Source organism: Candidatus Paceibacterota bacterium (assembly GCA_035452965.1).
In the GTDB taxonomy this organism is placed as follows: domain Bacteria; phylum Verrucomicrobiota; class Verrucomicrobiia; order Limisphaerales; family UBA8199; genus UBA8199.
On the sequence record DAOTCE010000004.1, the window covers coordinates 37,970 to 63,747 of the forward strand.

At 61.9% G+C, this 25,778-nt stretch carries 19 protein-coding genes; 8 read left to right on the plus strand and 11 right to left on the minus strand.

Going from position 1 to position 25,778, the window contains the following annotated elements; genetic code table 11:
• Positions 1-40: 40 nt before the first annotated feature.
• The 4 genes from P5205_05230 to P5205_05245 form a co-directional block, all read right to left on the minus strand.
• Positions 41-865 (minus strand): endonuclease/exonuclease/phosphatase family protein, encoded by an 825-nt coding sequence (locus P5205_05230; GenBank protein ID HSA09757.1) that lies wholly within the window; start codon positions 863-865, stop codon positions 41-43.
• Between the two features lie 59 nt (positions 866-924).
• On the minus strand, positions 925-2,253 hold the full coding sequence (locus tag P5205_05235) for a Gfo/Idh/MocA family oxidoreductase (protein HSA09758.1): 1,329 nt from the start codon (positions 2,251-2,253) through the stop codon (positions 925-927).
• Positions 2,254-2,328: 75 nt separating this feature from the next.
• On the minus strand, positions 2,329-3,810 hold the full coding sequence (locus P5205_05240; GenBank protein HSA09759.1) for a hypothetical protein: 1,482 nt from the start codon (positions 3,808-3,810) through the stop codon (positions 2,329-2,331).
• Positions 3,807-5,504, minus strand: coding sequence for a hypothetical protein (locus P5205_05245; protein ID HSA09760.1), 1,698 nt, complete (start codon positions 5,502-5,504; stop codon positions 3,807-3,809). The genes P5205_05240 and P5205_05245 overlap by 4 nt, the downstream gene beginning before the upstream one ends.
• Before the next feature lie 119 nt (positions 5,505-5,623).
• Here P5205_05245 and P5205_05250 point away from each other — a divergent pair, with 119 nt between their 5' ends.
• Positions 5,624-6,460: a glycosyltransferase gene (locus P5205_05250; protein HSA09761.1), complete on the plus strand. Its 837-nt coding sequence runs from the start codon at positions 5,624-5,626 to the stop codon at positions 6,458-6,460.
• Between the two features lie 52 nt (positions 6,461-6,512).
• Here P5205_05250 and P5205_05255 read toward each other — a convergent pair whose 3' ends face one another.
• From P5205_05255 to P5205_05280, 6 genes are all read right to left on the minus strand, one after another.
• Positions 6,513-7,802, minus strand: coding sequence for a hypothetical protein (locus tag P5205_05255; GenBank protein HSA09762.1), 1,290 nt, complete (start codon positions 7,800-7,802; stop codon positions 6,513-6,515).
• A gap of 30 nt (positions 7,803-7,832) precedes the next feature.
• On the minus strand, positions 7,833-8,960 hold the full coding sequence (locus tag P5205_05260; GenBank protein ID HSA09763.1) for a M20/M25/M40 family metallo-hydrolase: 1,128 nt from the start codon (positions 8,958-8,960) through the stop codon (positions 7,833-7,835).
• Between the two features lie 485 nt (positions 8,961-9,445).
• On the minus strand, positions 9,446-9,892 hold the full coding sequence (locus P5205_05265; GenBank protein HSA09764.1) for a rhodanese-like domain-containing protein: 447 nt from the start codon (positions 9,890-9,892) through the stop codon (positions 9,446-9,448).
• A gap of 126 nt (positions 9,893-10,018) precedes the next feature.
• Positions 10,019-11,518: an RNA polymerase factor sigma-54 gene (gene rpoN, locus P5205_05270; GenBank protein HSA09765.1), complete on the minus strand. Its 1,500-nt coding sequence runs from the start codon at positions 11,516-11,518 to the stop codon at positions 10,019-10,021.
• A gap of 338 nt (positions 11,519-11,856) precedes the next feature.
• Positions 11,857-15,420 (minus strand): hypothetical protein, encoded by a 3,564-nt coding sequence (locus P5205_05275; GenBank protein ID HSA09766.1) that lies wholly within the window; start codon positions 15,418-15,420, stop codon positions 11,857-11,859.
• Between the two features lie 7 nt (positions 15,421-15,427).
• Positions 15,428-17,323, minus strand: coding sequence for a hypothetical protein (locus P5205_05280; protein ID HSA09767.1), 1,896 nt, complete (start codon positions 17,321-17,323; stop codon positions 15,428-15,430).
• A 933-nt stretch (positions 17,324-18,256) separates the two neighbouring features.
• On the opposite strand from P5205_05280, the gene P5205_05285 reads away from it, so the two are divergent.
• Positions 18,257-18,865, plus strand: a complete 609-nt coding sequence (locus P5205_05285; protein HSA09768.1) for a hypothetical protein — start codon at positions 18,257-18,259, stop codon at positions 18,863-18,865.
• Positions 18,866-18,987: 122 nt separating this feature from the next.
• Here the strand turns inward: P5205_05285 and dacB are convergent, their stop codons facing one another.
• A complete protein-coding gene (gene dacB, locus P5205_05290; GenBank protein HSA09769.1) occupies positions 18,988-20,562 on the minus strand; it encodes a D-alanyl-D-alanine carboxypeptidase/D-alanyl-D-alanine-endopeptidase in 1,575 nt (524 codons plus the stop codon).
• Positions 20,563-20,718: 156 nt separating this feature from the next.
• Between dacB and rplU the strand changes: the two genes are divergently transcribed.
• The 6 genes from rplU to P5205_05320 all read left to right on the plus strand — a co-directional run bounded on the left by rplU (position 20,719) and on the right by P5205_05320 (position 25,743).
• Positions 20,719-21,030, plus strand: coding sequence for a 50S ribosomal protein L21 (rplU, locus tag P5205_05295; protein HSA09770.1), 312 nt, complete (start codon positions 20,719-20,721; stop codon positions 21,028-21,030).
• Positions 21,031-21,089: 59 nt separating this feature from the next.
• A complete protein-coding gene (gene rpmA, locus P5205_05300) occupies positions 21,090-21,353 on the plus strand; it encodes a 50S ribosomal protein L27 (GenBank protein ID HSA09771.1) in 264 nt (87 codons plus the stop codon).
• 47 nt (positions 21,354-21,400) lie between these two features.
• Positions 21,401-22,561, plus strand: coding sequence for a GTPase ObgE (gene obgE / locus P5205_05305; protein HSA09772.1), 1,161 nt, complete (start codon positions 21,401-21,403; stop codon positions 22,559-22,561).
• A 77-nt stretch (positions 22,562-22,638) separates the two neighbouring features.
• The gene (ychF, locus tag P5205_05310) at positions 22,639-23,748 is read left to right on the plus strand and encodes a redox-regulated ATPase YchF (GenBank protein ID HSA09773.1); all 1,110 of its coding nucleotides are present in this window, start codon (positions 22,639-22,641) and stop codon (positions 23,746-23,748) included.
• Positions 23,749-23,943: 195 nt separating this feature from the next.
• Positions 23,944-24,849 carry an alpha/beta hydrolase gene (locus P5205_05315; protein ID HSA09774.1) on the plus strand — a complete coding sequence of 302 codons (906 nt, stop codon included), beginning with the start codon at positions 23,944-23,946 and terminating at the stop codon, positions 24,847-24,849.
• 171 nt (positions 24,850-25,020) lie between these two features.
• Entirely contained in the window at positions 25,021-25,743 is a 723-nt protein-coding gene (locus P5205_05320) for a YebC/PmpR family DNA-binding transcriptional regulator (protein HSA09775.1), read from the plus strand.
• Positions 25,744-25,778 lie beyond the last annotated feature (35 nt).

Genomic DNA, 25,778 nt, shown 5'->3' on the forward strand with positions numbered 1-25,778 from the left:
TCGCGCTGGCTCACGCGTCCGGCCTACCGGCCCGATGAGCTCACCGGAACCGGAATTCTGCCACCACCGGCAAGTGGTCTGACGCCTGGGATTCGGGCACCCAGGCTCGGACCGGCTCGACGACTCCGCCCTTCCTGAGCCAGATGTAATCAATCCGCTTGCGCGGCTGCACGGCGGGGATGGTTGGCCCGTCGCCCGTGCCGGCCTGCGGCCAGGTATCAACAAAGGCCTGGGCGATCCTCTCGTGTGTGCGGCTGCCGGGCGTGTCGTTGAAGTCGCCGCAGAGGATCATCGGTTTCTTGCCGTAAGCAGGAATGATCTCCAGAAGCTCCGCCACGTTCATGAGTCGCTCGGTGTCGTCCGGGCGGAAGTCAATGTGCGTGTTCATAAACACCAGCTCGCGCCCGTGGACTTCCAGCACCACCTGCAGGAGTCCGCGCTGCTCGCCTTGGCGGAGCATCTTATAGTGTTGGTTGGTCCAGCGCTTGACGGGGAAGCGTGTCAGGATCGCGTTGCCGTATTCCCCGCCCTGGAAGTGGAAGTTGTTGCTGAACACGCAGGTCATGCCTGTTAGCACCGCCAGCTCGGCCGGGCAGTCGCGCCGCGCGGTCCGCTCCACGCCCTTGTCCACTTCCTGCAGCGCGACAATATCCGCGCGCTCGCGTTTGATCAGCTCGGCGATGCGCTGGAAGTCCAACTTGCCGTCAACCCCTTCTCCATGATGGATGTTGTAAGTCATCACCCGGAAGGTCTGCGCGGTCGCCGGCTTGGGTGCGCTCTGGCACGCGGTCAGGCCCGCCGACAACAAGCTCGCGAGAACGAATCGAGCAAGGGCGGCGCGTGATGGAATCGGAATTGTATTCATGGATAATAAGTTTCCCGTTTGGCGAGGTTCAGCAGGGCGCCGCTAAGGCAAACAGGAGCCTATCCATTGAGGGTCCAGCCAGGCCGGTAGGTGCGTGCCAGCAGTTCGTTGGCTTCCGGACAGTCGGTGACGCGCCCGGTGGCACCGTCGTAGTTGATCTTCCGGCCAACGCGATACGCTACCAGGCCGAGCATCATCATTTCGATCATTCTCCCGGCGTAGTCGAAGTCGCAGGCGGTTTTCAGGTCGCCTTTGCAGGCGTTGATCCACTGCCTCTGGAAATTGCCCAGCGGCGGCAGCAAGGCGGACTTGGGCCGAGGCTTGTAGTAGGTCAGGTCGGCCTGGTTGCCCAGCGGAAACAGCGCGCGCGATTTGAAATCAGCCACGAGGCAGCCCTTGCTCCCTTCGAAGAGCGCGCCGTGGTCAATCTTCTTCAGGTCGAGATAGGGCACGGGCGACTCGGGCATTGCGCCGCCCTGGTACCAAGATACCCGGATGGCCTGGCGCCAGTGATTGGAGGGAATCTCGAAATGCATCTCCAACTTGACGGGCGTGACTTCAGGGTTGAAGGGGTCGCCCTTGCCCTCGGCTGAAACCGGCAGACCGGCGTCAATCGCGTTCCAGGCGATGTCCATGGTGTGGCTGCCCATGTCCCCGACCTGACCGCTGCCGAAGTCCCAGAACATGTTCCATTGGAGGCAATTCATGCCCGAGCTGCCGGAGAAGTATTCGGGATTCCAGGGGTGCGCGGGCGAAGGCCCCAGCCACAAGTCCCAGTGGAAGTCTTTGGGCGGATCCCCGGCGGCGGGGAGGTAGCCCGGCTTGGGAAGCTGCCGGTCGCCCCACGCGCTGACTTCCTGCAACTCGCCAATCGCCTTGTCCAGGACGAGTTCTCTAACGCGGTTGAAGTTCTCGTACTCGTGGCGCTGGGTGCCGACTTGGGTTGCCAGCTTGTCCTTCTTCTTGAGGTAGGTAGCGCGGACCACGCGGGCTTCCTCGACGCAGTTGGCCAGGGGTTTCTCACAATAGATGTGTTGGCCGCGGTTCATCGCCCAGTTGGCGACGAAGGCGTGGGTGTGATCGGCGGTGCAGCAAACGACCGCTTCAACGTCCTTCTGGTCTAGGCACTTGCGCCAATCCACATACTGTTTGGCCTTGGGGAACTTCGGGGCGGCGAAGGCAAGGTGCTTTTCGTTCACGTCACACAAGGCGACGACATTTTCTTTCGCAATGCCGTCGAAGTGGGCTTCGCCGCGGCCCCAGGTGCCGAGGAGGGCGAGGTTGAGCTTGTTGCCGGGTGCGTCCGCTCCGAAAAGGCGGGTGCGGGGAAGAATGAGGCCGGCGGCTCCAGTGAAGGCGACAGATTTGAGAAAGGCGCGTCGTTTCATGAGACGAGTTTGGCCACGGCGGGACATGCCGTCAAGCAGCGGTCGGGGTTGCCGCGGAGATGGAGCCACCCACCCCTATTGAAGCTTAAAGGGTAATTGGGTTATTAAGGAGTATAACCGCGCCAGCGTTGACCCGGTCTCCTGGCTTCGCACGTCGGCCCCAAATTGGAACGTCGCCGTCGCATGGAAGTTCTTGATCATCATGCAGTAAGTGCTGTTGGCCATGATGCCGAGCAATTCGCCGGTGCGACTGAACACAAGGTCACCGCGCGACGGGTTGAACTTGCCAAACAGCCCCTTGAGGGAATTACGGTCCATCTTGACATAGAGTGGCGTGGTCAGATCTATCTGGAATGTGCATTCCCCGTAGTAGCCTTCCTGTGCTCCAACCAGCACCGCATCCTGGAACTTGTAGGGGTCGGACGAGATACGATAAACCTTGCCGCCGAGTTCATGGACCTCCGCCCGGGTGACCGGCATGAACACCACCCGTGGGTCCAGTTGGCAGAATGACAATGCCCTGATGGGAATAATCGCCGCGTTGCGCTCCAGTGTCCCTGTCAGCCCCGCCCACTCCGTGCCCGGGTAGCTGAAGCTCAGGGGCGTGTCCTGCACATGACAAAGGGCAACCGTATTCGTCCCGTCCGTGACCAGCACAGTCTGGGTGATCGCCCGCTTGTTCGACTCCAAGCCCAGGAAGCCGGCGCGGACACCCGACACGCTCGCTTGCACGCGGTTGGTGGCAAACTCGCTAAAGATCGTATTGGGAGCCAGCGGACGGTTCAGTTGGATTTCCTGGGCTAATTGCTCTGACTTGCTGGCAAGCGTTTTGACCCCCTCGGCCAATTTGGCTTTCTCCGCGCGCTCAACTTTCACCTCTTCTTGCATGCGGGTGACTTGTTCAGTGACCAGCCGCTTCTCGGCCTCGACCACCTGGAGCTGACCAGCGAGGCGCTGCTTTTCGTTCAGGACCAACTGGTTGCTCTGGGCCAGTTGCCCGAGTTGCCGCTGCAAGGCCGCCGCTTGTTCCGCTTGCTTGCGAAGCTCCGCCTGCATCGCTGCGAGCTTCTCTCTGGAAATCAGCGTTTCAGCCGAACTGGTCAAAAGCTGCTGGTTCAGAGATTGGATGTTGGTCTGAGCGGCAACATACTGCCGCAGCAGATTGGTCTGTTGCTGCGCAAGCTGCGCGGTTTGCTGGTCCTTTTGTTGCAGTTCCCGCTGGAACGCCTGCACTTGTTGATCTTTCTTTTGTAGCTCCTCGCGGAAGGTCTGCACCTGCGTCTCGCGCTCGCGCAACTGCGCCTGCTGCCGGGCTGCCGCCTGGCGCGTCTGCGTCAGTTCTCCCAGCAATGCGTCGCGCCCTTTGCGTTCCTCCTCCAGCGCCAGCCGCATTACAGCGGCCAGGTCCTGCCGGTCGTCCACTCTGTTGGTGGCGATGGTCGTCTGGACCTGCCGCGGAACCCCCTCGCGGGTGGTCTTGCTGATATCAACTGCGGAGAATGCCAGCAGGCTCACCAGCAGGAAGTCGCAGATAACGATTAGAATCGAGCGGTTCATGTGGTCGGGGCTAGCCTGGTCGCAACGGCTGGCGGGGCTTCCGCGTCAAGCACCAGCTTGCGGCGCAGCGGGCGCAAATGGCAAATCTTGAAGACTGAAACGAAGATAATGCCGAACGAGGTGGACGAGTAGGCCGCCATAAGGCTCGGCTGGATCACGCCCAGCGACACCAGGATCAACGAGATGATTGTGCCCGCAAAACCCAGGTAAAGCCCGGCATCGAAAAGGTGGTCTTCGTTGTCCAGCAGCTTCAGCTTGATGCGCGAAGGCAGGTTCTGGCGGCGGATCTCTGCCAATTTGACCAGACACGCCGTGTATAGTAGCGCCTGCAGCACAAAGAACAGCAGCAGGGTCAATAGACTCAGTTGGTTCATAATTGATCGCGTAACGCCGGGGGTTCCCGCCGGGGCCACGCCACCCACCGTGGGCAGGCGCAGCCGAAAAGGAAGCTCCACTCTTTGGCTTTCCTGAGCGAGAAACGGCTCGCTCAGGAGCAACACCACGAGCAGGAAGCCCAGCGCAAATAAAACCTCGCGGGCCACATGAAACCCGCGCACCTGCAGCGGACGTTCCAAGGCCGAGGCCGCCGGGCGCGCAAAATGCAAGGCCGCGGCCAGCAGGAACCCGCCCGCCAGGTACAACAACCACTTCATAGTCAGCCCCAGTCCTGGCTTACGCCAGCATAAATCTGTCGCGAACGAGCCAAACACGCCAAACGGCGCCTGTCCGGCCAATCGCTGCGCGAAACCGTAGCTGTGCAAACGGCGGTTACGCTGCAGAAGCTCGCTAACGCCGCCCGTCCCGAAACGGAGACTGGCCCCCAGGTCTTTCATCCCGGTCTGGCTGAAGTTCATCAGGTAGGCCGCAACCTGTGCCGGTTTGCCGGAAAGCTGCACCGCCGCGAAAACTACCGGCAACTGCCCTTCGTTCCGGCGCACCAGGTTCGCCAGCAGGCGTAACGTCTCCACATCCTGAATCTGGCTGACGAATTCCACGAGCTGGCCCCAGTTGAGCCTTTGCCCCAACGACATCAAATCAAGCAGCACTTGTTCCAGTCGCTGCGCATCACCTCCGAGATTACTCGCTCCCGCTAACTGGAAGACGGCATCACTCAGCCCCCCGCTCAAATGGCCTCCTTCCAGCAAGAGTCCGCAAATGGCAAGAGCTGTGTCGAGCGCCTGTCCGGCGGCGGACTGCGAAGGGGAGAATACAGCGGTGTTAGTTAGCGCACGACATTGCAGCACTTCCCGGATGGTCGGCAGCGCCGAGTCTCGCAGCAACTCAAACGCCACTGCCCGATTCTCTTCCCGAACGGCAAAGTCGGTAAATGGCTCAGACCCGGACTTGGGAAGGAGGGGATCGCTGGCAAACAGACGCTCCAGGCGCGGGTCGCCTCCACCCCAGACCATCCAGCGGGGATGCTGCAAGGCCGAGTTGGTTAACGCCAGACCGAGCCGGTGCCAATCGGGAAGTCCTTCCATTTGCGCAGCTCGCAGGAGCAATTCGGCCGCCCCCAGCTTGTTCTGTCTGACGAGCGTCAGTCCCCGGTCGGCCAGCGACGCCGTGTTAATGCCGGCCCTTTGAAGCACGCCGGAATCTACCGCCCGCAAGTGCGCCGGCACCAGGAGACCGCAAACCAGCATCACCAGACCTGGAATGGCGCAAATCAGGAATCCTGTCACACGACGCATCATGACTCCATGCGAGCGTAATGCAAATATCCGGAAGGTCAATCAGCGCTGCATGCCATAAGAACTATTTTGTCATCCTACTACCCCGTTGCCTTTTTGCTGATCTCTGGTAAGTAATCGGCGTGACCGAGCCCAGCCTCCTGCTCCTGATCCCGGCCTACAATGAAGCGGACCGCATCGAGCCGGTGCTCCGGGACTATGCCCGCTATTTCCAGGGGCAATACCACGGCAAGTTTCAACTCGTGGTGGTGCTCAACGGCTGCACCGACGATACGCTCGGCGTAGTGCGGCGCGTCGGCGTGGATTTTCCCGCCGTTAGCGCGCTGGAATTCCCGGAACCCATCGGCAAAGGCGGGGCGCTGATCGAAGGGCTGAAGCTGGCGCCCCTGGCCGAACTTATCGGCTACGTGGATGCGGACGGCGCCACTCCGCCACGCGCGTTTCATGATTTGGTCAGGCACATTGACGGAGTGGACTGCGTGATCGGTTCGCGCTGGCTGCCGGGCGCGGTATTGCACGTGGAGCAGAGCAGCCGACGGCGTTTTGCGAGCCGGGCATTCCATTTGATTGTGCAAGTCCTGTTCTGGATGAACATCCGGGACACCCAATGCGGGGCCAAAGTGATGAGGCGCAAGGCGGTCGAGAAAGTGCACTCCTCCTTGCGCATCGCCGACATGGCTTTCGACATCAACCTGCTCTACTCCCTTAAACGCGCGGGCTACCGCATACGCGAAGTGCCGACCGAATGGACGGACAAGATCGGCTCCAAAGTCACCCTGGTCAGGACTTCGCTGGTGATGTTCCTCTCCGCGGTGCGGATCTGGCTGATTTATTCACCGCGGCTCTACGGGTTGTTGCGCCCGCTACGTCCGATCGAGGGGTGGATTTACCGCAAACTTCGCGCTCCCCAACCCCTTCCAGGCCCGCCGCCTAACGGCCACAGCGAGAAGCACAAGTAACAAGCGCAGACCGGCTCAAGCGCCCCGGCGTCCTTCGCCCGCCGCCAGCTTCCTACCTTTCCGCATCGCCATGAAACTGGGCCTTCACACCCCACGTGTACCAGGCGCAGATGGCCAGCAGCAGTGAATTGCAGACGCAGAGCGTTTTGATGACCGTTACGGGACTGTCGTGGAAACGCGTGAGCGCAAACGCGTAGCCGACGGCCAGAATGCACAGCGCAGGGACTACTTTGAACATTGACCGGGCCAGCAGGTTATTCAGCAGCACATTGGCTACCGAGAGCGGCACCACCGCCCAGGCGTACCAGGGCAGCAACACCGAGGCAGCCTGCACATAGCTCGGCTTGAACATGAACCTGACCACCCAGGGCCCCAGCACCCACAAGCCGATCGCTCCGCCTGCCGCCAAAATCGCCGTGCCAGCAAGCACTACCCCCACCAGATCCGTCTTCTCGGCCTTGGCTTTGGCGTGAACTATCTTCGGGAACATGACCACCGCCAGCGGGCCAACCAGCCACATCGCAGCCCGCGAGAGCGTGCCGGCGCTGATATAATAAGCCGATTCATCCCCGCTGAAGTAAGCCTTGACAAACATGGTATCCGCCGTGAGCAGAAACTGATAGGCTCCGAACCCAAGCAACAACGGGATGACTTGCTTCAGCAGGCTGCGCCAGGCGAACGACTGCGCGGGCGCCAGCCAGAGCGAGCGGGTCGGCCAAATAGCGATCACCAGGGCGAAGATCAAGCCGCCGAACATGCCCGTCACCATGCCCGTGGCGCCAAAGTGAAGCGCCAGCACCAGGAGGGCCGCAATCGCAAACCGGCCCAGGCCGTGGAGGATCATGCTCCAGCCCATCCAGAGGAAATTCTGCTGTCCCTGCAGCACCCCGTAGAACATCGGCAGCCAGACAGTGAACAGCAACACCGGCAGCGTCAGCCACAGCGCGGCCGGGTTGGTAATCTTCCACTGAACCATGATGGTCTTCTGGAACACCAACACCACAACCGCCGCCATCAGCCACACCGCCAAGGTCCCCAGCCACGCGGCGCGGATCAGGCCCGAAAGTTCATGCTCACGGTGCAGCGCCAGCGCCCGCGCGGTCTGCTGCGCCATCACCATTTGCAGGGGCAGCGCGGGGATGAACATCGCCACCGCCAGAAACACCCCAAACTGGGCATATTCCGCCTCCGGCAACGCGGTTGCTTTGGACAGGAAATGCACCAGCGTCATGAATATGCCACCCGTGAAGGTGGCCACCATGAGCCAGCCGCTTTGGCGGAAGAACGAGGCCCGGTGGGCAGCCGCGGCTACGGGTCGGCTTTCGACGCATTCAGTCGGCATATGTCTTCAGGGAAGGCCGGAAATTCCAATTCACGCAAACGATTGCAGAAAACGCAGCAGCATGGCCTTGGCGCGCTCCAGCGCTGCCAGCGAAATCCACTCCGCCGCGGTATGCGCCTGGGCGATGTCGCCCGGCCCGAACACCACGCTGGGGATACCCCCGTGGGCCAGCACCGACGCGTCACAGAAGTAACGCACACCAACCGGTTTGCGCTGGCCCAAGCTGCGCAGGAAGCGCGCCACCAGCGGCAGCCGCGCGTTGGTCTCCAGCGGCAGACACTCGGGCAATTGGTCGTGCACGTAGGCTACCGCCAGGCGCTTCCGCCGCAGCAAGCTGTTGATCTCGCGCCGGACTCGCGCCTCCGTTTCACCGGGCAGAGTGCGGCGATCCAGCAAAACGCTGCACCGATCGGGCACGATGTTGGCCTGGTGACCCCCGCAAATAGCCCCTACGCTCACCGTCGCGCAGCCCAGCAGCCGATGTTGCCGCCGGCGCAACTGCGCGGCGTATACCGTTTCCAGCAGATCCACCACCCGCGCCATCGCGTGGACAGCATTGCGCCCCAGTTCGGGCGACGAACCATGCGCCGACCTGCCCCGGGTCTCAAGCGTCATCCACAAGGTGCCCTTGTGCGCCGTTACCGCCTGCAAACGAGTAGGCTCGCCGACGATCGCCAGATCCGCCCGCAAGCCGCTTGCCACCAGGGCGCGTGACCCAGCCTGGCGGTGCTCCTCGTCAATCAGCCCCGCAAAGACAACCTCCATCTCCGCTGGCCGCTGGCGTCCCTGCGCCAATTCGCACAACGCCACCAGCATCGCCGCCACTGAACCTTTGGTGTCGCAGGCGCCGCGGCCAAACAGGCGGCCGTCGCGCCTGACTGGCACAAACTGCTCATCGGTCGCAACGACGGTATCCAGGTGCGGTGCCAGCACGACGCGCCGCCGCGCTTTGCCCCGGGGCGAGAGGCGGACAAGGACGTTGGAACGACCCGGCAAAACCGTCCTGAGCTCGACGTCCAGCCCCGCGCGCGCCGCTGTAGCGGCCACGAACTCAGCCACCCGCTGCTCGCCGGCGTGGCGATCCCGCTCCGGCACGAATGCCGGGTTCACGCTAGGCAGCGCAATCAGCTCGCGCAACAGCTTCTCAGTTTTCGTCATGCTAATCCCGCAAGGGAAACGGAGCCCAGAGCCTAGGCCACGCCTGCCCCCGCTGTCGAGCCTCGACGCGGCGGAAGCGCAAAGCCCGCGTCCGACTGGCCCATCGAACCCCGGCCACCCCAGCCAGGGATTGGCGCTCACAGATGAACGGGTACCTCACCATATACGCACCGTATGCACACCGTATCCACACTGTAGGTTCAATAACGCAACCCATTGTGGCTCCAGAAGTTACGCAGATTCACCCCTCTAACCCCTCTCAAAACCAGCGTAACCGCATTCAGTTCAATGACTTACAGCGGTTTTGACCCCCAAACCGCCTCAACCGACCTCCAACAGCCCCAGCGGACAACTCCAAGCGTCCTCGCCAAGGCCAGTCTCCCAAGCGATTTAGTTTGACCCTACGGGAAAGCACCTCCCCTAACCGGAACATTTCACACCTGCGAGCGCGGCGTCCGGGCATCCTGCCCGCTTAGAAGGTTAGGTTACTCCATCGGGTAGCCCTTAATGATCCAGTCGTCCTTCAGACTCGTCGGGAGGTTGAGCAGTCTCGCCTTTGTGAACTTCATCCTTTTGAGAAGCGAGAACGCGGGCCGGATATTCGGACACCGGCGAAACGGACAGCATCCGCAATAGATGATGACCTCCTTGTCCCTTGGCAGATTGGCCAGGTGCTGCTTGAGCTTGTCGAATTTCTCCTGGACGCCCGTCGGGCCGATGGCAACCGCGCCTTTGATCTGCTCGACCGAGCCAATGTTCAGGATCACCGGCTGGGGAGCCTTCGCGTCCGCCAAATTTGCCGCCAAAGCTGCCGGGTCTTTTAACTCCTTCGCCGACCACGGCTCAGCGGCCCGAAGCGGAGCCAGGCCGAGGCCCCCAAGAGCAATCAGGATTATCACCGTGTCCAGGATGCGGACGGAATGAGCATTCATACCGGCTTAACTCTACATCACAACCTCCGTCCGCGCGCTGACTTTCGGCTCCAGAAAAAACCAGCCTGCCGCTTGCGGCCGTTGCCGCCGCTGAGTTTCCCCTTTGCCCCCGCGGCCCAATCCCGCTCAGTAAACTTTCCGCAGGTTGGACGGCAGGATGTTCAGCTCCGTGCGATACTTGGCCACGGTGCGGCGGGCGATCACGATGCCCTTCTCCTTGAGCATCCGCACCACTTCCTGGTCCGAGAGAGGCTTATTGGAATCCTCCGCCTTGAAAATATCCGCGATCATGTCCTTGACGCTGGTGTTGGACATGCCGTCGCCGGTGGCCGTCTGGATGCCGGCGGTGAAGAAATACTTCATCTCGAAGATCCCCTGCGGGGTCTCCATGTACTTGCTCGAGACCGCGCGGCTGACGGTGGTTTCATGGACCCCCACGACCTGTGCCACTTGCACCATGGTCAGCGGCTTAAGCGCCGCGACGCCTTTGGCCATGAAGTCGCGCTGGCGATTCACAATCTCTCGGGCGATGTTCAGGATCGTCTGCTGCCGCTGCTGCAGGCTCTTGATCAGGAATTTCCCGGCGCGAATCTTCTCGCGGATATAATTGCGCACCTCGGCCGAGTTTCCCCCATGGGCCATCAGGTCCTTGTAGGTGTTGCTGATGCGCAAATGCGGGATATGCTCGTTGTTGGTCGTGACCACGTAGTCATCCCCGGACTTGCGCACGAAGACCTCCGGCAGGATGTATTGGTCGGTGTCCGCCGAATAAGCGCGGCCGGGCCGCGGCTCCAGCCGGGCGATGCGCTCCAGCGCCTCCTGCACTTCATCCACGGACGCCGCCGTCCCGCGGGAAATCTCGGGAATGCGCCGCTTGCCCAGCGCCTCCATGAACTCGTTGACGATCCGGTATTCCAGCGTGCTTTGCTGCTCCGCGCGTTCCAACTGGAGCAGCAGGCATTCCCGCAAATCCCGCGCGCCAACGCCCGGCGGCTCGAAGCTCTGAATCACCTTCAGCACGCCGACAATCTGGTCGGCCGCCAGCCCGGTGGAAGCTGCCAGCTCCTCGACAGTGGTCTTCAGGTAGCCATGCTCGTCAATATTGCCGATCAACATCTCCGCCGTCGGCCACTGGTCCGGAGGCAACGCCGATTCGCGCATCTGTTCGAGCAGCATCTCCTGCAGCGACGTGCCCGCCACCAGCGAGTCGAACATGAACTGCCGCTTCTCCTCGTCCTCCGCGGAGGCCCGCATCGGCAGGTTCGTTTGGGCAAAATGGTCGCGCCATTCCTGGTCGAGTTGCACCAGGCGGTCAAACTCCGCCTGAAAATCATCCACCGGTTCGGCGGTGCCCTTCTCCGTGGCGGGGTCGAAATTCAAATCCGCCGGCGGTTCGCTGGGGTCAACCGTGGCCGCCGCCTGTTCCGCGTCCCGGCCATCCTTCTCCTGCTGCTCCGCCTCCGCCGCGGGCGTCTCCTCCAACACCGGATTCTGCTGCAATTCCTGCTCCACCAGCGCTTTGAGCTCCAGCGTCGGCGCCTGCAAGAGAGCGAGCGACTGTTGCAGTTGCGGTGCCAGCACCAGCGACTGCGTCAAGCGCTGCGACAAATGTAGGCCTTGAGGCATGACGCAATTCTAATCCCCCCTGCTGAAGGCACAAGCAATAACTTGGCACGACTCTCGCTGCCCCCGCGCGGATTCAGGCAGTTGCAACCGCCAACGCCCGTTGGCGCCAGACTCGCTTCTGGAAGCCGTGTGCGACCAGTGCCGAACTCAACCGTGATTCTGTCCTCTTCCGATACCGCAGCGCCTGCTTCCACCCCGCCATCCCCGCAAAACTAACAAATTGCTCCCCCCACCCAAATACGCAATCCGCAGGGTGATCGTGCTTGCCACCATCGTGTTGATCGTGATGGTGATCGTGTTGGTCCCATACCGCCGCCGGTCCCGGAACGGCACAGCACTTACGGATTATACTTCAGCCGGTAGTATGCTTGGGACAGCGCCATCGACTCCTCAAAGGTGAACAAGCCATCCCCGCCCGGTCCGCTCGTGGGCAGGTTGGTTGTCATCAAATCGGTCCAATTCGCGGGGGCGGCGGGGGGGATTTCACTGGCCCGCTGAACCGTATACCTGAAGCCGGGAATACCCGCAAAATGCACCGTCGCTTTCCCGTTCACCAGAGCGATCGTTTGCGCCTGCCCCGTCGAAGGTGTCACGGTAACCTGGACCGTGGCCTGCTTCGTGCAGGAATAGGTGTTGGCCGCGGTGTAGCCGAAGCTGTCGGACCTCAGGTCGTTCGCGTCGTAAGGCAGGTAGAAGATGTAGCTGGTGGTCTTACTGACCGTTCCGTACGCAGCGGTGCCCAGGCTCTGGATGCTATCCACGGTCAGGTCGGAAACCTTGATCTTGAGGCTCGCCCCCTGGCCGCGGGCACGAGAGATTGACTGCGCGGTGGGCAACGGGAGCAACGTCAAAGAGGCGCTGCTGGAGGCAGCGTTGCCCGCGGTGTTATACGCCAGGGCGTAATACTGATCGCCATCGCCGCCAGTCGTGGCTGCATAGCTGCTCCCGCTCTCCCCGCTGATCTGCTGGTCCCCTTTGTCCTGCCCGTTCCAATCCCCACTGTAGTTGTCCGCGTTATCACACGCCGTGCCTGCTATGATCGTGTTGAAGAAGATCTTATCTATATCCCCGCCGCTGGAGTTGTTGTTGTAGAACAGCACCTTGGCCGGATCGCCCGGGTTTGCGAAGGTGCCCATAAAGCCCGACGGGCTGCCGCCGCAAGGGGTGATGAACAGGGCAAACGTGCCCCCGCTCCCCACCAACACCTGCACCCGCAACCCATGTCGCGTAAAGCCGATTCCCGTGTCGTGGTCCGAGTTCAGATCGTAATACTTGTAGTTGGCCCCCCCACCCGTGAACTTCAATCCCAGCAGCGGCGCCCCGCTCGAGTTCTGCAGCGTGAATCCGACATCCCGACCGCTATCCACGTTCCCGTTATCCATGTCCAGGCGCAAAAGTTGTCCGCTGCTCAGCGCGCTGGGAAAACTGCGCGTCACCCCTTCCCCCGTGCCGCCCCCTACAATGCCCAGCGCACTCCCACCTGGCGTGTTGATGTCCCCGGAACTGCTGAATGCGTTGCAGTTGGCTTCGCCATTGTTATTGACCACCGAGCTGCCCACGAACGTCCCGCCCCCGCCCCCGGCACTCCAGGCGCTGCCCCAACCCGCGTTCGCGTGCTTATACCAGGCGTACGCCGGCGAGCTGCCCGACGCTCCCACGGTGAATGTGGCGGTTGAGCCCGCACACACGGTTTGTGGCTGCGGTTGCGCCGTGATGACCGGCGCCGCTGGCGCGGTGACCGCGTAGTGATACTCGCCGTTGGGCACATTCGCGCCGTTGTAACCCTTCACGTGCAAATACCACGTGCCGCCGGCGGTCGGCAGCGTCGCCACCGTCCCGCCCGACCACTGCGGCTCGCTCCCCGTCCAGGTGTGCGTTGGCGACTGGTCGAAGGCGTAGCGATAATACTGCACCTTGCCCGCCCCAAACCCGCCCACCGCCGTCCAGTTCACCCGCGCCGGATTGGATTGGTCCGCGGTCACACTCCCCGCCACCGGCGCAACCGACAAGGTCCAGGCAACCGTCGAACCCTGCTGGCCGGTGGTGTTCGCCCAATCCCCCCGGCTCTGGCTGGTGTTGTCCCGCGCCTCAATCGTGTAGGTGTATTGCGTGTTGGCCTCCAATCCCGTGTCGTTCGCCGAGGTCCCGGTGCCCCAATCGTAAACGGTCGTCGAGCCGCCCCGGTAAACCTTCACCCCGACGTCGCCGCGGCGGTAGTGATTATCGCCCCCCTCGGCGAGGTCCTCGGTGCTGCCGGCGGCAATGCCGACGCCCTGATCATTCGGGATGGCCCAGCCGAGGTTGATCTGGCTGGTGCTCGCAGCGGACACGCTCGAGAAGCTCGGGTACAACGGCGCCACATTGTCCACATACACATCAACGTAGTTCCCGGCCCCACCGTCGGCCCAGGTATCTCCACCGCTGGCCCCGTTGGTTTGCCGCGAGGTCCGGCCTGATCGGCTGACCGAAAAGAAGTGGAACCGCCGATGGCCGGTCACCCCCGTCTGAGTGTGCGACCAACTGGTGGTACCGGACGAGACATCCGCGTAGTTGCCCTCGCTGATGTTGTAGCCCCATTCCCAGTGCATCACTTTCCATAGCGGCACCGGGCCGGTGACAGAGGCCGTTCCGCTGGCCGTTACCGTGGTGTTGTTGCCGTAGACGTTGTCATTGGGTTGCGGATTGCTCGCCCCGTAACAACTGGCCACGTCAATGCGCGGATACCACGCATCCTGCTCATACCCCACGCTGTAGCCACCGTAGCGGTCACTCTGGAGACTGACACTGCCTTCCATCGCCCGAAAGTCATTGCCCGCGTGTAAACTGATCACTCCGGAAAAGCCTCCCCCGCCGTTGTGCACCTTGAACAGCACCCGGTTCCACCCCGCCGCCATCCCAGTCGGCAGGAAGCGGTCTTGATCCCACGTGGTGCCCCGAAAGGCGTTGTTGTCCAAAATCAAGGTCCCATTCTGCCAGATGCGGACACCGTCGTCCGAACCCACCCCCCACATAGGTCCTGCACCACCGGGAGTATACATCCAGGCAAATGCATACGCATTGCAGTAGTCGCAGTTGTTGTTTCCGTTCTGACCAGCGTTGCCCTTGAAGTTGAGGTAGTTCCCCAAACCCGCGTTGCCGCAATCGCCCGTCGTCACACGATACGGCGTCTTACCACCATAGAGGTTGTTGGCAAAGTAGTTGCCGTGCGACGTATCAATCGCTCCGTACACATAGATGCCGGCTTCAGCGAACGGGAAGGAGCCGCTGCCTCCCAGCGTCCCCAAATCGCTGATAGCACCCGGATTGGCAGTTCCGTAACCGCCAAAGACAATCCAGTCGTTCAGATAGACCCACTTGTCCCCGTACATATGTATCTCGCGGGCAGTGGTGGTGCCATAGCCACACACATTCTCACATCCAGTGGTCCAGGATTCGTTGCCGTTGAGATTTATGCCGTTCCAGTCATAGACGTTGCCCGTCTCCCCGTCCAAAACCGATATCCAGCTACAGGAGCTGCCGCACTCGTTGACCTCGCTGTATTGGCCGGTCAAGCCGCCGGCCTGATTGCGGTAGCGCAGGCGCACGCCGGCGTCCGAATACGAGCTGCCACACTGGACCCAGTCCATGTGAATCCAACCCCTTCCATTCCAGACGAAACCCGGGTTGAAATCTGCCGACTTGCCCAAACCGGAGCAGGAGGTGTTGTGAGTCCACGCGTACCAAAATGTGCCGCAACTAGTGGCCGTCCCCCAACCCCCGCCAAGGCTCGGGGTCTTGTACGAATCCCCCCACCAGGCCCGCGCCTTGCCCGGCAAGAGCAGCAGGAGGCCAACTACGCAAGCCCATACCAGTCGTAATGGAAAGAGGCCAGACCCGCTGCTTGAGTTGCACGCACTGTTCATAGTCATCCTATTGTTGGCTATTGGTCTTAGTCTTGGCCGGCGTGGCTGCCGCTCCGTCACGCGTCTGCCGAGCCGCCGCAGCACCGAAGGTAAAGCGATACTTGTTGAGTAGAAATGTCTCGAAATACCGATGAAAATCGCGCATCGCCTCGTGGCGGAAGTCGTTAATGATGTAGTTCTTGGCGATCTCATAAGGCATCTTGCGCCGCGCCTCGGACTTGCCGACGCGGATGACGCAGTAGCCGCCGAAATCCTCGTAAGGCAGGGCCGCAACCTGGTCCGCCTGAAGGCCCGCCACCAACGGTGCCAGCGCCGAGTTCTCGTTGACCACCCGGCTCTGGCCTGGCATCCATTGCAGGGTCGAATCGCCGCTCGCAACTTCCTCCAGCTTGGCGCCGTCCTGTGCCCGCCGAATGATCTCCTCGGCCCGGCCAAAGACATTGGTCCTAATCGCTTCGCGTTCCTCGTCTGTAGCGCCGGCCGGAACCCGTAGGGGTACCACCAAGGCGTCATACTGGATTTGCGGGGGGAAGGTCGCCGTGAACTTGGTGTCGTAGGCCTCGCGAACCTGCTCCTCTGGAAAGGTCATCTCCGCCGCCAATTCCGGCAGCAGGACCCGCTTTGCCTTCTCGGCCAGTTGCTTGTCCAGCTCGTAACGCAACGCCCGCTGCACATCGGGCCGCTTATCGTAGCCCAGGCTCCGCGCCATTTCCCCCATCTGGATATGGTAGCCGCCCTCCTGTTTAAGCGTCTCGACCATCTGCTGGTCGCCCATCCCCTGGGCGCCGCGCTCCGCCGCCAAGCCCCGAACCTCCGCCCGCGTCAGCACGAACTGCCCGCAACGCAACAGCGCGAGGTTGGTTGAGGGTTGAGGGTTGAGGGTTGAGGGCGACGAGTTGGTGGAGGGGATAACGAAGGGGAACGCGGCTTCCGCCGCCTTGGCCATTTCCTGAACGCGGTCCTGCACCCCCATTCCGTTCAACATAAACCGCAGCTTCGCCTTGGCTTCCTCCGGGCTGGGAGTGCCAGTGAGGTGAATGCGCACGACCTTGACCAATTCGTAGCCGTCGGCCACCGACAGCGGCTCGCTCACCCTGCCCTCGCCCAGCCCCCCCAAGGTGAAGCCGATATCTTTGCCCCAGAACGTCGCCACGTAAGGCGCCGTCTGCGCGAGCTTGGGATCGAGGTCGGAATATTGCCCGGCCACCGCAGCGAAGTCGTGTCCTTTGCGAATCAGCCCCAGCGCCTCCTTGGCCCGCTCCAGCGCCTTGTCCCCGTGCTTTCGGGCGCTGATGCCAATCCGTCCGGCCTCGACCGTCTCGAAACCCAGCAGGATGAAGCGGTTGGTGCGGTATTGGTCATTGATTTGCTGATCAGTGATCATCACGCTGCGGCTCATCTCGTCGGTGAGGGCCTGCGCCAGGACGCGCTGCTCGATCAGCTTCTTCTCCAATAGCCAGCCCGGCCCGCTCTGGCTATAGGGCTGGTGCTGCGGCAGCACGCCCGCCTTGGCCGCCTCCGGATCAACCGGCCGATCGAGACCCCGCTTGCGGGCCTCGCTCACCAGGATGCGCAGGGCAGCCAGGTGTCGAGCAATCTTCTCGTCCAGGCTGACCGCGTTGGTGGGCGCGTTCTGGTCCGCGTCGGCCAGGAAGTGCGGTTCATCTCTCACCTCGGCCACATCAGCGGCGCTGATGCCTCCGCCGTCGTAAGTGGCGACGATGTCAGTGGCTCCCGCTGGGCGGGACTCGGCAGGGAGAGACTGGTTGGTGGAAGATTGCGCAGTTGCGGCCCAGCTAAGCGCCAGGATACAGCATGTCCCGGCGACGGCCAGAACCTCATACGGGAACGCAAACGCTCCCTGACTGTTCCTGGCCCAATTCGATTCGACGTCCTTTCTCATTGGCCACCTAAAGTCAAATCGCCCACACGTTGTTTGATATGGATTTTCTTAGACTAGAGAAGACCAGAAGGCAAAGAATCTGTCAATGACCATCTGCGGGGAAATGCCATGTGCCGCCCCAGATTCAAGTCAAAAACGGAGTGGTGGAGTGTTGGATCTGCCAGCAGTCCGCCTCTCCAACGTCTCATTGCTCTCATTGCCACAACTTCCCCGATCACGGGCAAGCCACGACCGCCGTCGAACGGTAGTATTGCCGTGGCGCGTCCTCGAACGCTCACCAATCCGAGATTCCTGCCTGTGATTGTGGCTGCGTCAACCGTCACGGACAGGGAACCACCGCGCGTAGCCGCTGCTCCACCACTTGGAGCAGCCGGTGATCATCCGATCCACCGCCGGGCCATAATCCGGGCTGGCCAAGGCAGCCGAAGCGCCGACGATGGAAACGAAGCCATGGGCAAGCTACGTTTTTGTTCTCATAGTACTTACAACCTCAAGCTACTGTCTTGTGCGCACTACATTGTGATGTTGGGGGTGAGTTTCCGGTTTGGCAAGGAACTGGGCACTGATTCCGTCCGCGCATGCGAACGGTTCACCGTGGCGTTTTTCAGAACGCAACACACCACATTTATTCTGAGGCAGTAATATCACATGAACGCGTTGGGCCGCAATGACCAGCTCTGGTCATGCCGCATGGCTGCCTAATGGGCCCCCCCTCCCTGGGCTTAGGGCTGCTGACAAGGCGCGGATAAGAAAGTGGCGCAACCTTGCATTTTGGTGCGTAAGGGCAGATTGGGCGACATGCAAATTCGCCTTTGTTTACAGGGGTGGAATGCATGTGAGCGAAAATCGCGTTCAAGTTCGACCCCTGTCGCGCCCACCAACCTTGCATCTCCGCTCGACAATCCTAACCAACCTCGCCAGACTGCCTAGCCAATGGCCGCTAACGCCAATACCCCGTTGGACCTGCTTTGGAAAGAGTACGGCCAGGGTTTCCGCGACTTCGACGACCTGACCCTGGCGCGCTGGCTGGCGCAAACCCTCGGCCAGCTTGCCGGCAAGGCCTGGCGGTATTCCCATCCGCTGCTGGGCGCCTACCGCCTGGCGGCGCAGTTGGCTCACGAGCGCCAAACCTGGCTCAAGCGCCTCGTCGCGACACCGCCCGCCTACTCCGAATCTCCTTGCTGCCGCGCGCCGATGCTGCCCTTGCTCACGCGCGATGTGCGCGATACGGGCCTAATCTGCCAGCACTGCAACGAAACGCTGGTTCCTTTCGAGGACCTGCCCGCCTCGCTGCGAGGCGAACTGGATGATTGGGGTACCCAGTACTCTCCCGTTCACGCTGTCGCCCATTGGGACGACCGCCAGCGCAAGACTGCCGGGGATTACGACCACGCTTACGAAGGGGCCGCCGACGAAGCTGAACGCCTGCTCGTGCATGCCGGTCGGCAACTGGCGCCCCGCCTGCTCGACTTCTACGCGGCGGTTGTCTGGGAAGATCAGGACGAATGCCTGGAAGTCAGGCCGGAGGATGTTCAATTCTAGCCAACCCCGGGCGGTTGGTGGGCTTGACTTTGAGATGGTTTCCGCCGGGGCGGTAGATCAGTTGATTACCTTGCGCCCCAACGCGCCGTACCTTCTCGCGGCAGCAGAGTGGCGAGTTCCGCCTATTCGTCGGTCCGCCCTGTAAAGCCCGCGAGCAGGACAGCGACGGTGTCCAGGTCTCCGCGCGCGGGGCGGGCTTCGTGGAGCCGGTTGATCATCAGGGAAAAGACCAAACGCTCGCCCGCAGCCGTGGTGACATGCCCCGCGAGGGAATTGGCCCAGCGCAGGGTGCCGGTCTTCGCGCGAACGTTGCCGGCGGCTGGCGTGCTTTTCATCCGGTTCCGCAACGTGCCATCAACCCCTGCGATCGGCAGCGCGTCCAGATACACCTGGGCCCACTTGTGCCGGTTCATGAACTGAAGCAGGGACACGGTCGCGTTGGGCGTCGTCAGGTTGTTGCGCGACAGGCCGGAGCCTTCCTCAAAGAGGGTCTCGCCGCGCTGGACGCCGACCTCCGCCAGAAACCGGTTTAACGATCGCACCCCAAGTTCTTCCGAGGTCGTCCACGCCGACGTGTCGGCCCGCCGAGTCGTCTCGCCGACGTGTGCCAGCAGCAGGTCCGTGTAGAGGTTCTGCGACGGCTTCTGCACTTCGCGGGCGATGTCGCGCAGCGGCAGCGAGGCCACCGAGGCCAGTTCCACCAGCTTCCCGTAGTCCACGGGCTGGGCTTCCCGGTCCAGCCAGTTCACGCTCCGCGCTTTGCCGGCGACCTTGATGCCGCGCCGGGCCAGCGCCTCTTTGAAGAACGACGCAAACAGCCCCGCGGGATTGTGCACCGTGACTTCCTCGGTGTAGCCCGCGTCGCCGACCGGCATTTGGCCGGAGACGTAAATCACGTTCTGAGAAAGCGGATGGTAGAAACGAATTCTGCGCGCCCGATCCTTCTCAACGGTCTCCGTTCGGTTGTTGAAGGTAATCCACGCGGTGGCAGGCAGCAGCGACAGTTGGCACGGCGCGCCAGCGCGCGGTCCGGGTTTGACGACGGCTTGCAGCGTGTTGTCATTGATGGTCAGCGCCGAAATCTCCGCACCGTAGTAATACTCCATGTCGTCCCACACCCAGCCTGAGCCGAAGGGAGGGCCGCGGAAGAAGCTCTCATCACCCACCACGTCACCGGTGACTCGCTTCACGCCCGCATTGGACAGCTCGCGAACCAGCGGTTCCAATGCCTGGTAGATATCACCGCCGCACAGTCGCGTGTTGATGGTTGGATTGCCGCGTCCATAGACTATCAAGTCGCCCTTGATCGTGCCCGACCGGTCGGGTTTCTCCCGCGCATACAGAGAAGTCTTGATCCGGTAATCCGCCCCAAGCCGGTCCAGCGCCAGAGCCACAGTATAGAGCTTCGAGTTCGAGGCAGGGCTGAAGAGCTTCCCCGGGTTGTGTTCGAAAACGGTTTTACCACTGTCCAGCGAGACAATCTTCACGCCCCATAGCGCGGCGGCAAACTTCGGCTGGCCGATGTGCTCGGTCAACCGCTGTTGCAACTCGGTCAGCGTGACGGGAGGTGGCCGCTCGGGAGCCTTCTGCTCCTGGGCCGGCGCGCTGAGGGTGAGCACAATAGCGCAATACGCGCTCAGAAGACCGACGGCAGAACTCGTCATCCGAACAGGCAATCCGCGTTCGCGAAGATTCATGGCGCAATAGTGTTGGCTGCGCGTCTCGGGGCAAGCCCAATCGCCATTCGAGGGCTTGCTATTGGGGCGGAAGTGCCCTAGCTTGGGCTCAAATTGACGGGTTGACACCACCGTTGCATTCTGGTTGTATTACCGTCCCTTTGGTTAAGACAATTTATGTACGCTGTATTTGAAACGGGCAGTAAGCAGTATCGCGTTAGCGCGGGCGATACGCTCCAAGTCGAGCGCCTGGCGGTCGAAGCCGGGCAAGCGGTGAATTTTGACCGTGTGCTCCTGGTCAACAACGACGGCAAGCTCATGGTGGGTTCTCCGACCGTGGGGAGCGCTTCCATCGTGGCTGACGTGGTCGAGCACACTCGCGGCGAGAAGAAGATCGCCTACAAGATGAAACGCCGCAAAGGCTTCCGCAAGACCATCGGGCACCGCCAGGAACTCACTGTCGTCAAGATCAAGGAAATCAAAGCTTGAGCGGGCTTGGGCCCTTGCCACACACCCATCACTTAGCACTTAACAGAGATCTCTACTTTATGGCACACAAGAAAGGTCAAGGCAGCATCCGCAACGGGCGCGACAGCATCAGCAAGCGGCTGGGCGTGAAGCGCTTCGGCGGTGAATCGGTCACCGCCGGCAGCATCCTGGTCCGCCAGCGCGGCACCAAATTTGTCGCGGGCCGCAACGTCGGCACCGGGCGCGATTGGACGCTCTTCGCGCTGGTGGATGGCAAAGTTGCTTTCGACAAGAACAGCCGCCGCATCAACGTGCTGGCGGAGGCCGCCCCCACGAGCGGTTAGGCGGCGCCGGGAATCCTCTGCGGCGAGGCTCCGGCCTCGCCTTTTTTGTGTTCGTTGACGAAATCAAAATTTACGCCCGCGCCGGCCACGGCGGGAGAGGCTGCGTCGCCTTCCAGCGCGAGAAGTTTCGGCCCAAAGGCGGCCCCAGCGGCGGCAACGGCGGCCGAGGCGGCGACGTCATCCTCCTGGCCGACCACGACCTGAATAATCTCATCGCCCAGTATTATCAGCCGCGCCTGATCGCCCAGAAAGGTGAGTTCGGCCTCGGCAAGGGCATGGATGGCCACGCCGGCAAGGACCTCGTCGTCAAAGTCCCCTGCGGCACGCTGGTGTGGAAGCTGGACTCCGGCGCCGGCTCCGAGGCTTCGAGGGTTTCCGCGCAAGAGGATTTCCAGAGCCAATCCCGCCGGCGGCAAACGATTCGGCCTCTCAACAGGGAAGAGAGTTGGGCGGAAGGGAATCAGGACATGCCGGCAAGCAGCACCACCGTCTTCCCCGCGGCTTCCGGGGCCCGCTCGCGCGGCGAACTGGTCATTGACCTCACCGAACACGGGCAACGCTTCGTCCTGTGCCGGGGTGGGCGGGGCGGCCTGGGCAACCGCAATTTCGCGACCGCCACACGCCAAACCCCGCGCTTCGCCCAACCTGGCGAACCGGGCGAGGAAGGCAATTACCTCCTGGAACTGCGCATCATGGCGGAGGTTGGCCTGGTGGGATACCCCAACGCCGGCAAATCCACCCTGTTGACGGCCATCTCCCACGCCCGGCCCAAGATCGCCCCCTATCCCTTCACCACACTCCACCCCCAGCTCGGGATTGTGGAATATCCCGACTTCCACCGCTTGACCGTGTGCGATGTGCCGGGGCTGATTGAAGGGGCGCATCGGAACGTCGGCCTCGGGCACGAGTTTCTGCGCCACATCGAGCGCTGCAAAGTGCTGGTGCTGCTGCTCGACATGGCCGGCACGGATGGCCGCACCCCATGGGATGATTTCAAAGACCTGTTGCGCGAGCTGGAGCTCTACGACCCTGCCCTGGTGGAAAGGCCCCGCCTGGTGGTTGCCAACAAGATGGACGAGCCGGCGGCAGAGGCGAACTTGAAGAAGTTCAAACGTCGCATCCGCCAGGCCCCGATTCTGCCCATCGCCGCCGCCTTCGACCAGGGCATTGACAAGTTCAAGCAAGTCATCCGCGACGCCGTAAAGTAGCTTGGCGCGTCCCGCTGGTCCCCGGGTCCGCGCTTTTCCCTTTGTCCTGGGAGCTCACTTACGGGTATAACTCCGCCATGCTAAAGGCAGGCATCATTGGTCTTCCGAACGTAGGGAAATCCACGCTCTTCAACGCCGTCACCCGCTCCCACAAGGCGCCCGCGGAGAATTACCCCTTCTGTACCATCGAGCCCAACCTGGGGGTCGTCAGTGTGCCGGACCCGCGCCTCCCCCAGCTCGCGAGGGTCACCAAGGTCAACACCCGGATTCCTACGGCCTTCGAGTTCGTGGACATCGCCGGCCTGGTCAAAGGCGCTTCGCACGGCGAGGGCCTCGGCAACAAGTTTCTCAGCCACATCCGGGAAGTGGACGCGCTCATCCAGGTTGTGCGCTGTTTCGAGGACCCCGATATCGTCCACGTCACCGGCGACATTGCCCCTGTGCGGGACATTGAGATCGTGACCACCGAGCTGGTTTTGGCCGACCTGGAGACCATCCGGAAGCGTCTGGAGAAGATCTCGCGCGACGTCAAACGCGGAGAAAAGCACGCCGTCCTCGAGGCACAGTTGCTCGAGAAGCTTGGCGCACACCTCAATACCGGCAAACCCGCCAACACCCTCGGCCTGCCGCTCGCCCCGGAGGAGAAGATTATAGTTCGCGGCTTCTTCCTGCTCACCGACAAGCCCACCATTTTCGTCGCCAACGTGAAGGAAGGCGACCTGGCTGCCGCGGACCGACACCCACAGGTGACCAAAGTCCGCGATTATGCCCGCACCCATCACGCCTGCGACACGGTCGTGGTCAGCGCCCAACTGGAGAGCGACGTGGCCGACCTCTCTCCCGAGGAAGCAGGTGAATACCTGAAGGAACTCGGCGTGCAGGAATCCGGCATCGCCGCCTTGATTCGCAGCACCTACCAACTCCTCGGTCTGCGCACCTTCTTTACCTTCAACGACAAGGAAGTTCGCGCCTGGACGATTCCTTCAGGTGCGACCGCCGTCAAGGCCGCCGGCACCGTGCACACTGATTTCGAGCGCGGCTTCATCAAAGCTGAGACCGTGCACTGGGCCGACCTCGTCAAAGAAGGTTCCGTGGGCCATGCCCGCGAGACCGGCCACTACCGTATCGAAGGACGCGATTACGTCGTCCGCGATGGCGACGTGCTGCTGTTCAAGTTTAGCGTGTGAGAGCTTGTTTGAGAATTCGCCCGGTCAGGGGACCGGGCCTACAGGATCGCGCCTTTTCGCCGATTCACTGTAGGCCGGGTGTCCACGCCCGGCGTTAGACTGGCATTCTTAAACAGGCTCTGAGGGACTACTTAACCCTTGCAAGCCCGCTTGCCCCTGACAAGAACGGCCGATAGACTGCTCTTTGTGCAGGATATGAAGAGAATACTGATTCCATGCCTTCTCGCGGCGTCTCTGTCTCGTGCGTGGGCCCAACCGAATGTTGATTACACCCGCACGGAGGACGTCATCTATGGACGCAAGTCCGGCACCGCGCTCACGCTCGACGTCTTCCAACCGCGCCCGGCCAACGGCGTCGGAATCATCCTCATGGTCAGCGGTGGATGGTTTTCCGCGCACGAGTTCATTAACGCCGATTACTTCAAACCATTCCTGAAACGCGGCTACACCGTATTTGCCGTCGTGCACGGTTCGCAGCCAAAGTTCAACATCACCGAGATTGTGCCGGACATCCACCGGGCCGTGCGGTTCATTCGGCACAACGCGGCCAAATATGGCGTGGAGTCCAACCGCCTGGGCATCACCGGCGGCAGCGCCGGCGGGCATCTTTCACTCACCATGGCCACCCAGGGCAACCCGGGCGACGCCCAGGCCAAAGATCCTGTGGACCGCGAGAGCAGCGCGGTGCAATGCGTGGCGTGTTTCTTCCCCCCGACGGACTTTCTGAACTACAGCCGCCCCGGCGAGGACGCGGTCGGCGTGGGGGTGCTGAAAGACTTCAAAGCCGCGTTTGGACCGCGCTCGGACACCGCGGAGGAGCGCCAAAAACTGGGCCGGGAGATTTCGCCCATCTACTTTGTCCACTCGAACACGCCACCCGTTCTGATCATCCACGGCGACGCGGATAAGCTGGTGCCGATTTGCCAGGCGGAGACGTTTGTCAAGCGCTGCAAGGAAGCAGGGGCAACCGCCAAACTGGTCGTGCGCGAAGGCAAGCTTCACGGCTGGCCGGATATGGGCAAGGACATGGAACTCTTCGCCGACTGGTTCGACGAGCATCTACGCGGCCTAAAACCCGCCGCCACAGACGGATCCAGATAGGACTACAGCCCTGCAATGAGTCTGGAGGCCACAGCGTCAGGCATATACTCCTCGTGCCAAAATTGTAAATGACCTCAGCCCGGTCCAGGCCGAATACCAGTTCCTGACCCCTCCCCGGAGTTGACGCTCAGCCAGCGGGACCGCACATTATGCGGGTCGAACCTCCATGCTATGGGCGCACAATGGAAACAAGCCGGGCGCGAGGCCAACGCGCAGAAGAAAGGCCAGCTGACCGCCAAGCTGGTCCGCGAAATCATGGTCGCGGCCAAACTCGGCGGCCCTGACCCCGACCTCAACCCCCGCCTGGCCGCCGCCGTCGAGAAGGCGCGCAAAGCCTCCTGCTACCGCGACACCATCGAGCGCGCCATTAAGAAAGGCTCCGGCCAGACCGACGAGAAGGTTAACTACGAGCTGGTCACCTACGAGGGGTTCGCCCCCCACAAGGTGCCGGTTGTAGTCGAGTGCCTGACCGATAGCCGGAATCGCACCGCGCCGGAAATCCGCAATATCTTCAGGGCGGGCTCGCTCGGCCAGCCGGGCAGCGTTGCGTTCTTCTTCAAACACCTCGGCGTCGTCGAAGCCACCCACACCGACCCCAACCGCGACGCGGAAGCGGACGCCATCGAGGCTGGCGCACAGGAACTCGAACTCCTCGAACCCGAAGAGGTTCCCACTGGCCAGAAAGGCACGCGGTTCCTGACGGAAATCAAAGACCTCGATCACGTTTCCAAGGCGCTAAAGAACGCCGGCTGGACCATCCTCTCAGCCGAAATCCGCTACCTGGCCAAGAACTTCACCGAACTCAGCGATGCCGCCCGCAAGGAAGTCGCCGACTTCCTCAACACCCTCGACGACCACGACGACGTGCACCGGGTCTACGCGGCCATTCGGTGACAAAATAGCCCCTGGCGCCACGTCACCGCGCCAAA

Bases quoted from the DNA above. Each gene is read 5' to 3' on its own strand.
- P5205_05255 (HSA09762.1), bottom strand. From the start codon at position 7,802: ATGCCGACTGAATGCGTCGAAAGCCGACCCGTAGCCGCGGCTGCCCAC.
- ychF (HSA09773.1), top strand. From the start codon at position 22,639: ATGCTAAAGGCAGGCATCATTGGTCTTCCGAACGTAGGGAAATCCACG.
- rpoN (HSA09765.1), bottom strand. From the start codon at position 11,518: ATGCCTCAAGGCCTACATTTGTCGCAGCGCTTGACGCAGTCGCTGGTG.
- P5205_05235 (HSA09758.1), bottom strand. From the start codon at position 2,253: ATGAAACGACGCGCCTTTCTCAAATCTGTCGCCTTCACTGGAGCCGCC.
- P5205_05315 (HSA09774.1), top strand. From the start codon at position 23,944: ATGAAGAGAATACTGATTCCATGCCTTCTCGCGGCGTCTCTGTCTCGT.
- P5205_05245 (HSA09760.1), bottom strand. From the start codon at position 5,504: ATGATGCGTCGTGTGACAGGATTCCTGATTTGCGCCATTCCAGGTCTG.
- P5205_05240 (HSA09759.1), bottom strand. From the start codon at position 3,810: ATGAACCGCTCGATTCTAATCGTTATCTGCGACTTCCTGCTGGTGAGC.
- P5205_05285 (HSA09768.1), top strand. From the start codon at position 18,257: ATGGCCGCTAACGCCAATACCCCGTTGGACCTGCTTTGGAAAGAGTAC.
- rplU (HSA09770.1), top strand. From the start codon at position 20,719: ATGTACGCTGTATTTGAAACGGGCAGTAAGCAGTATCGCGTTAGCGCG.
- dacB (HSA09769.1), bottom strand. From the start codon at position 20,562: ATGAATCTTCGCGAACGCGGATTGCCTGTTCGGATGACGAGTTCTGCC.
- rpmA (HSA09771.1), top strand. From the start codon at position 21,090: ATGGCACACAAGAAAGGTCAAGGCAGCATCCGCAACGGGCGCGACAGC.
- P5205_05275 (HSA09766.1), bottom strand. From the start codon at position 15,420: ATGAACAGTGCGTGCAACTCAAGCAGCGGGTCTGGCCTCTTTCCATTA.
- P5205_05280 (HSA09767.1), bottom strand. From the start codon at position 17,323: ATGAGAAAGGACGTCGAATCGAATTGGGCCAGGAACAGTCAGGGAGCG.
- P5205_05230 (HSA09757.1), bottom strand. From the start codon at position 865: ATGAATACAATTCCGATTCCATCACGCGCCGCCCTTGCTCGATTCGTT.
- P5205_05320 (HSA09775.1), top strand. From the start codon at position 25,021: ATGGGCGCACAATGGAAACAAGCCGGGCGCGAGGCCAACGCGCAGAAG.
- P5205_05265 (HSA09764.1), bottom strand. From the start codon at position 9,892: ATGAATGCTCATTCCGTCCGCATCCTGGACACGGTGATAATCCTGATT.
- P5205_05260 (HSA09763.1), bottom strand. From the start codon at position 8,960: ATGACGAAAACTGAGAAGCTGTTGCGCGAGCTGATTGCGCTGCCTAGC.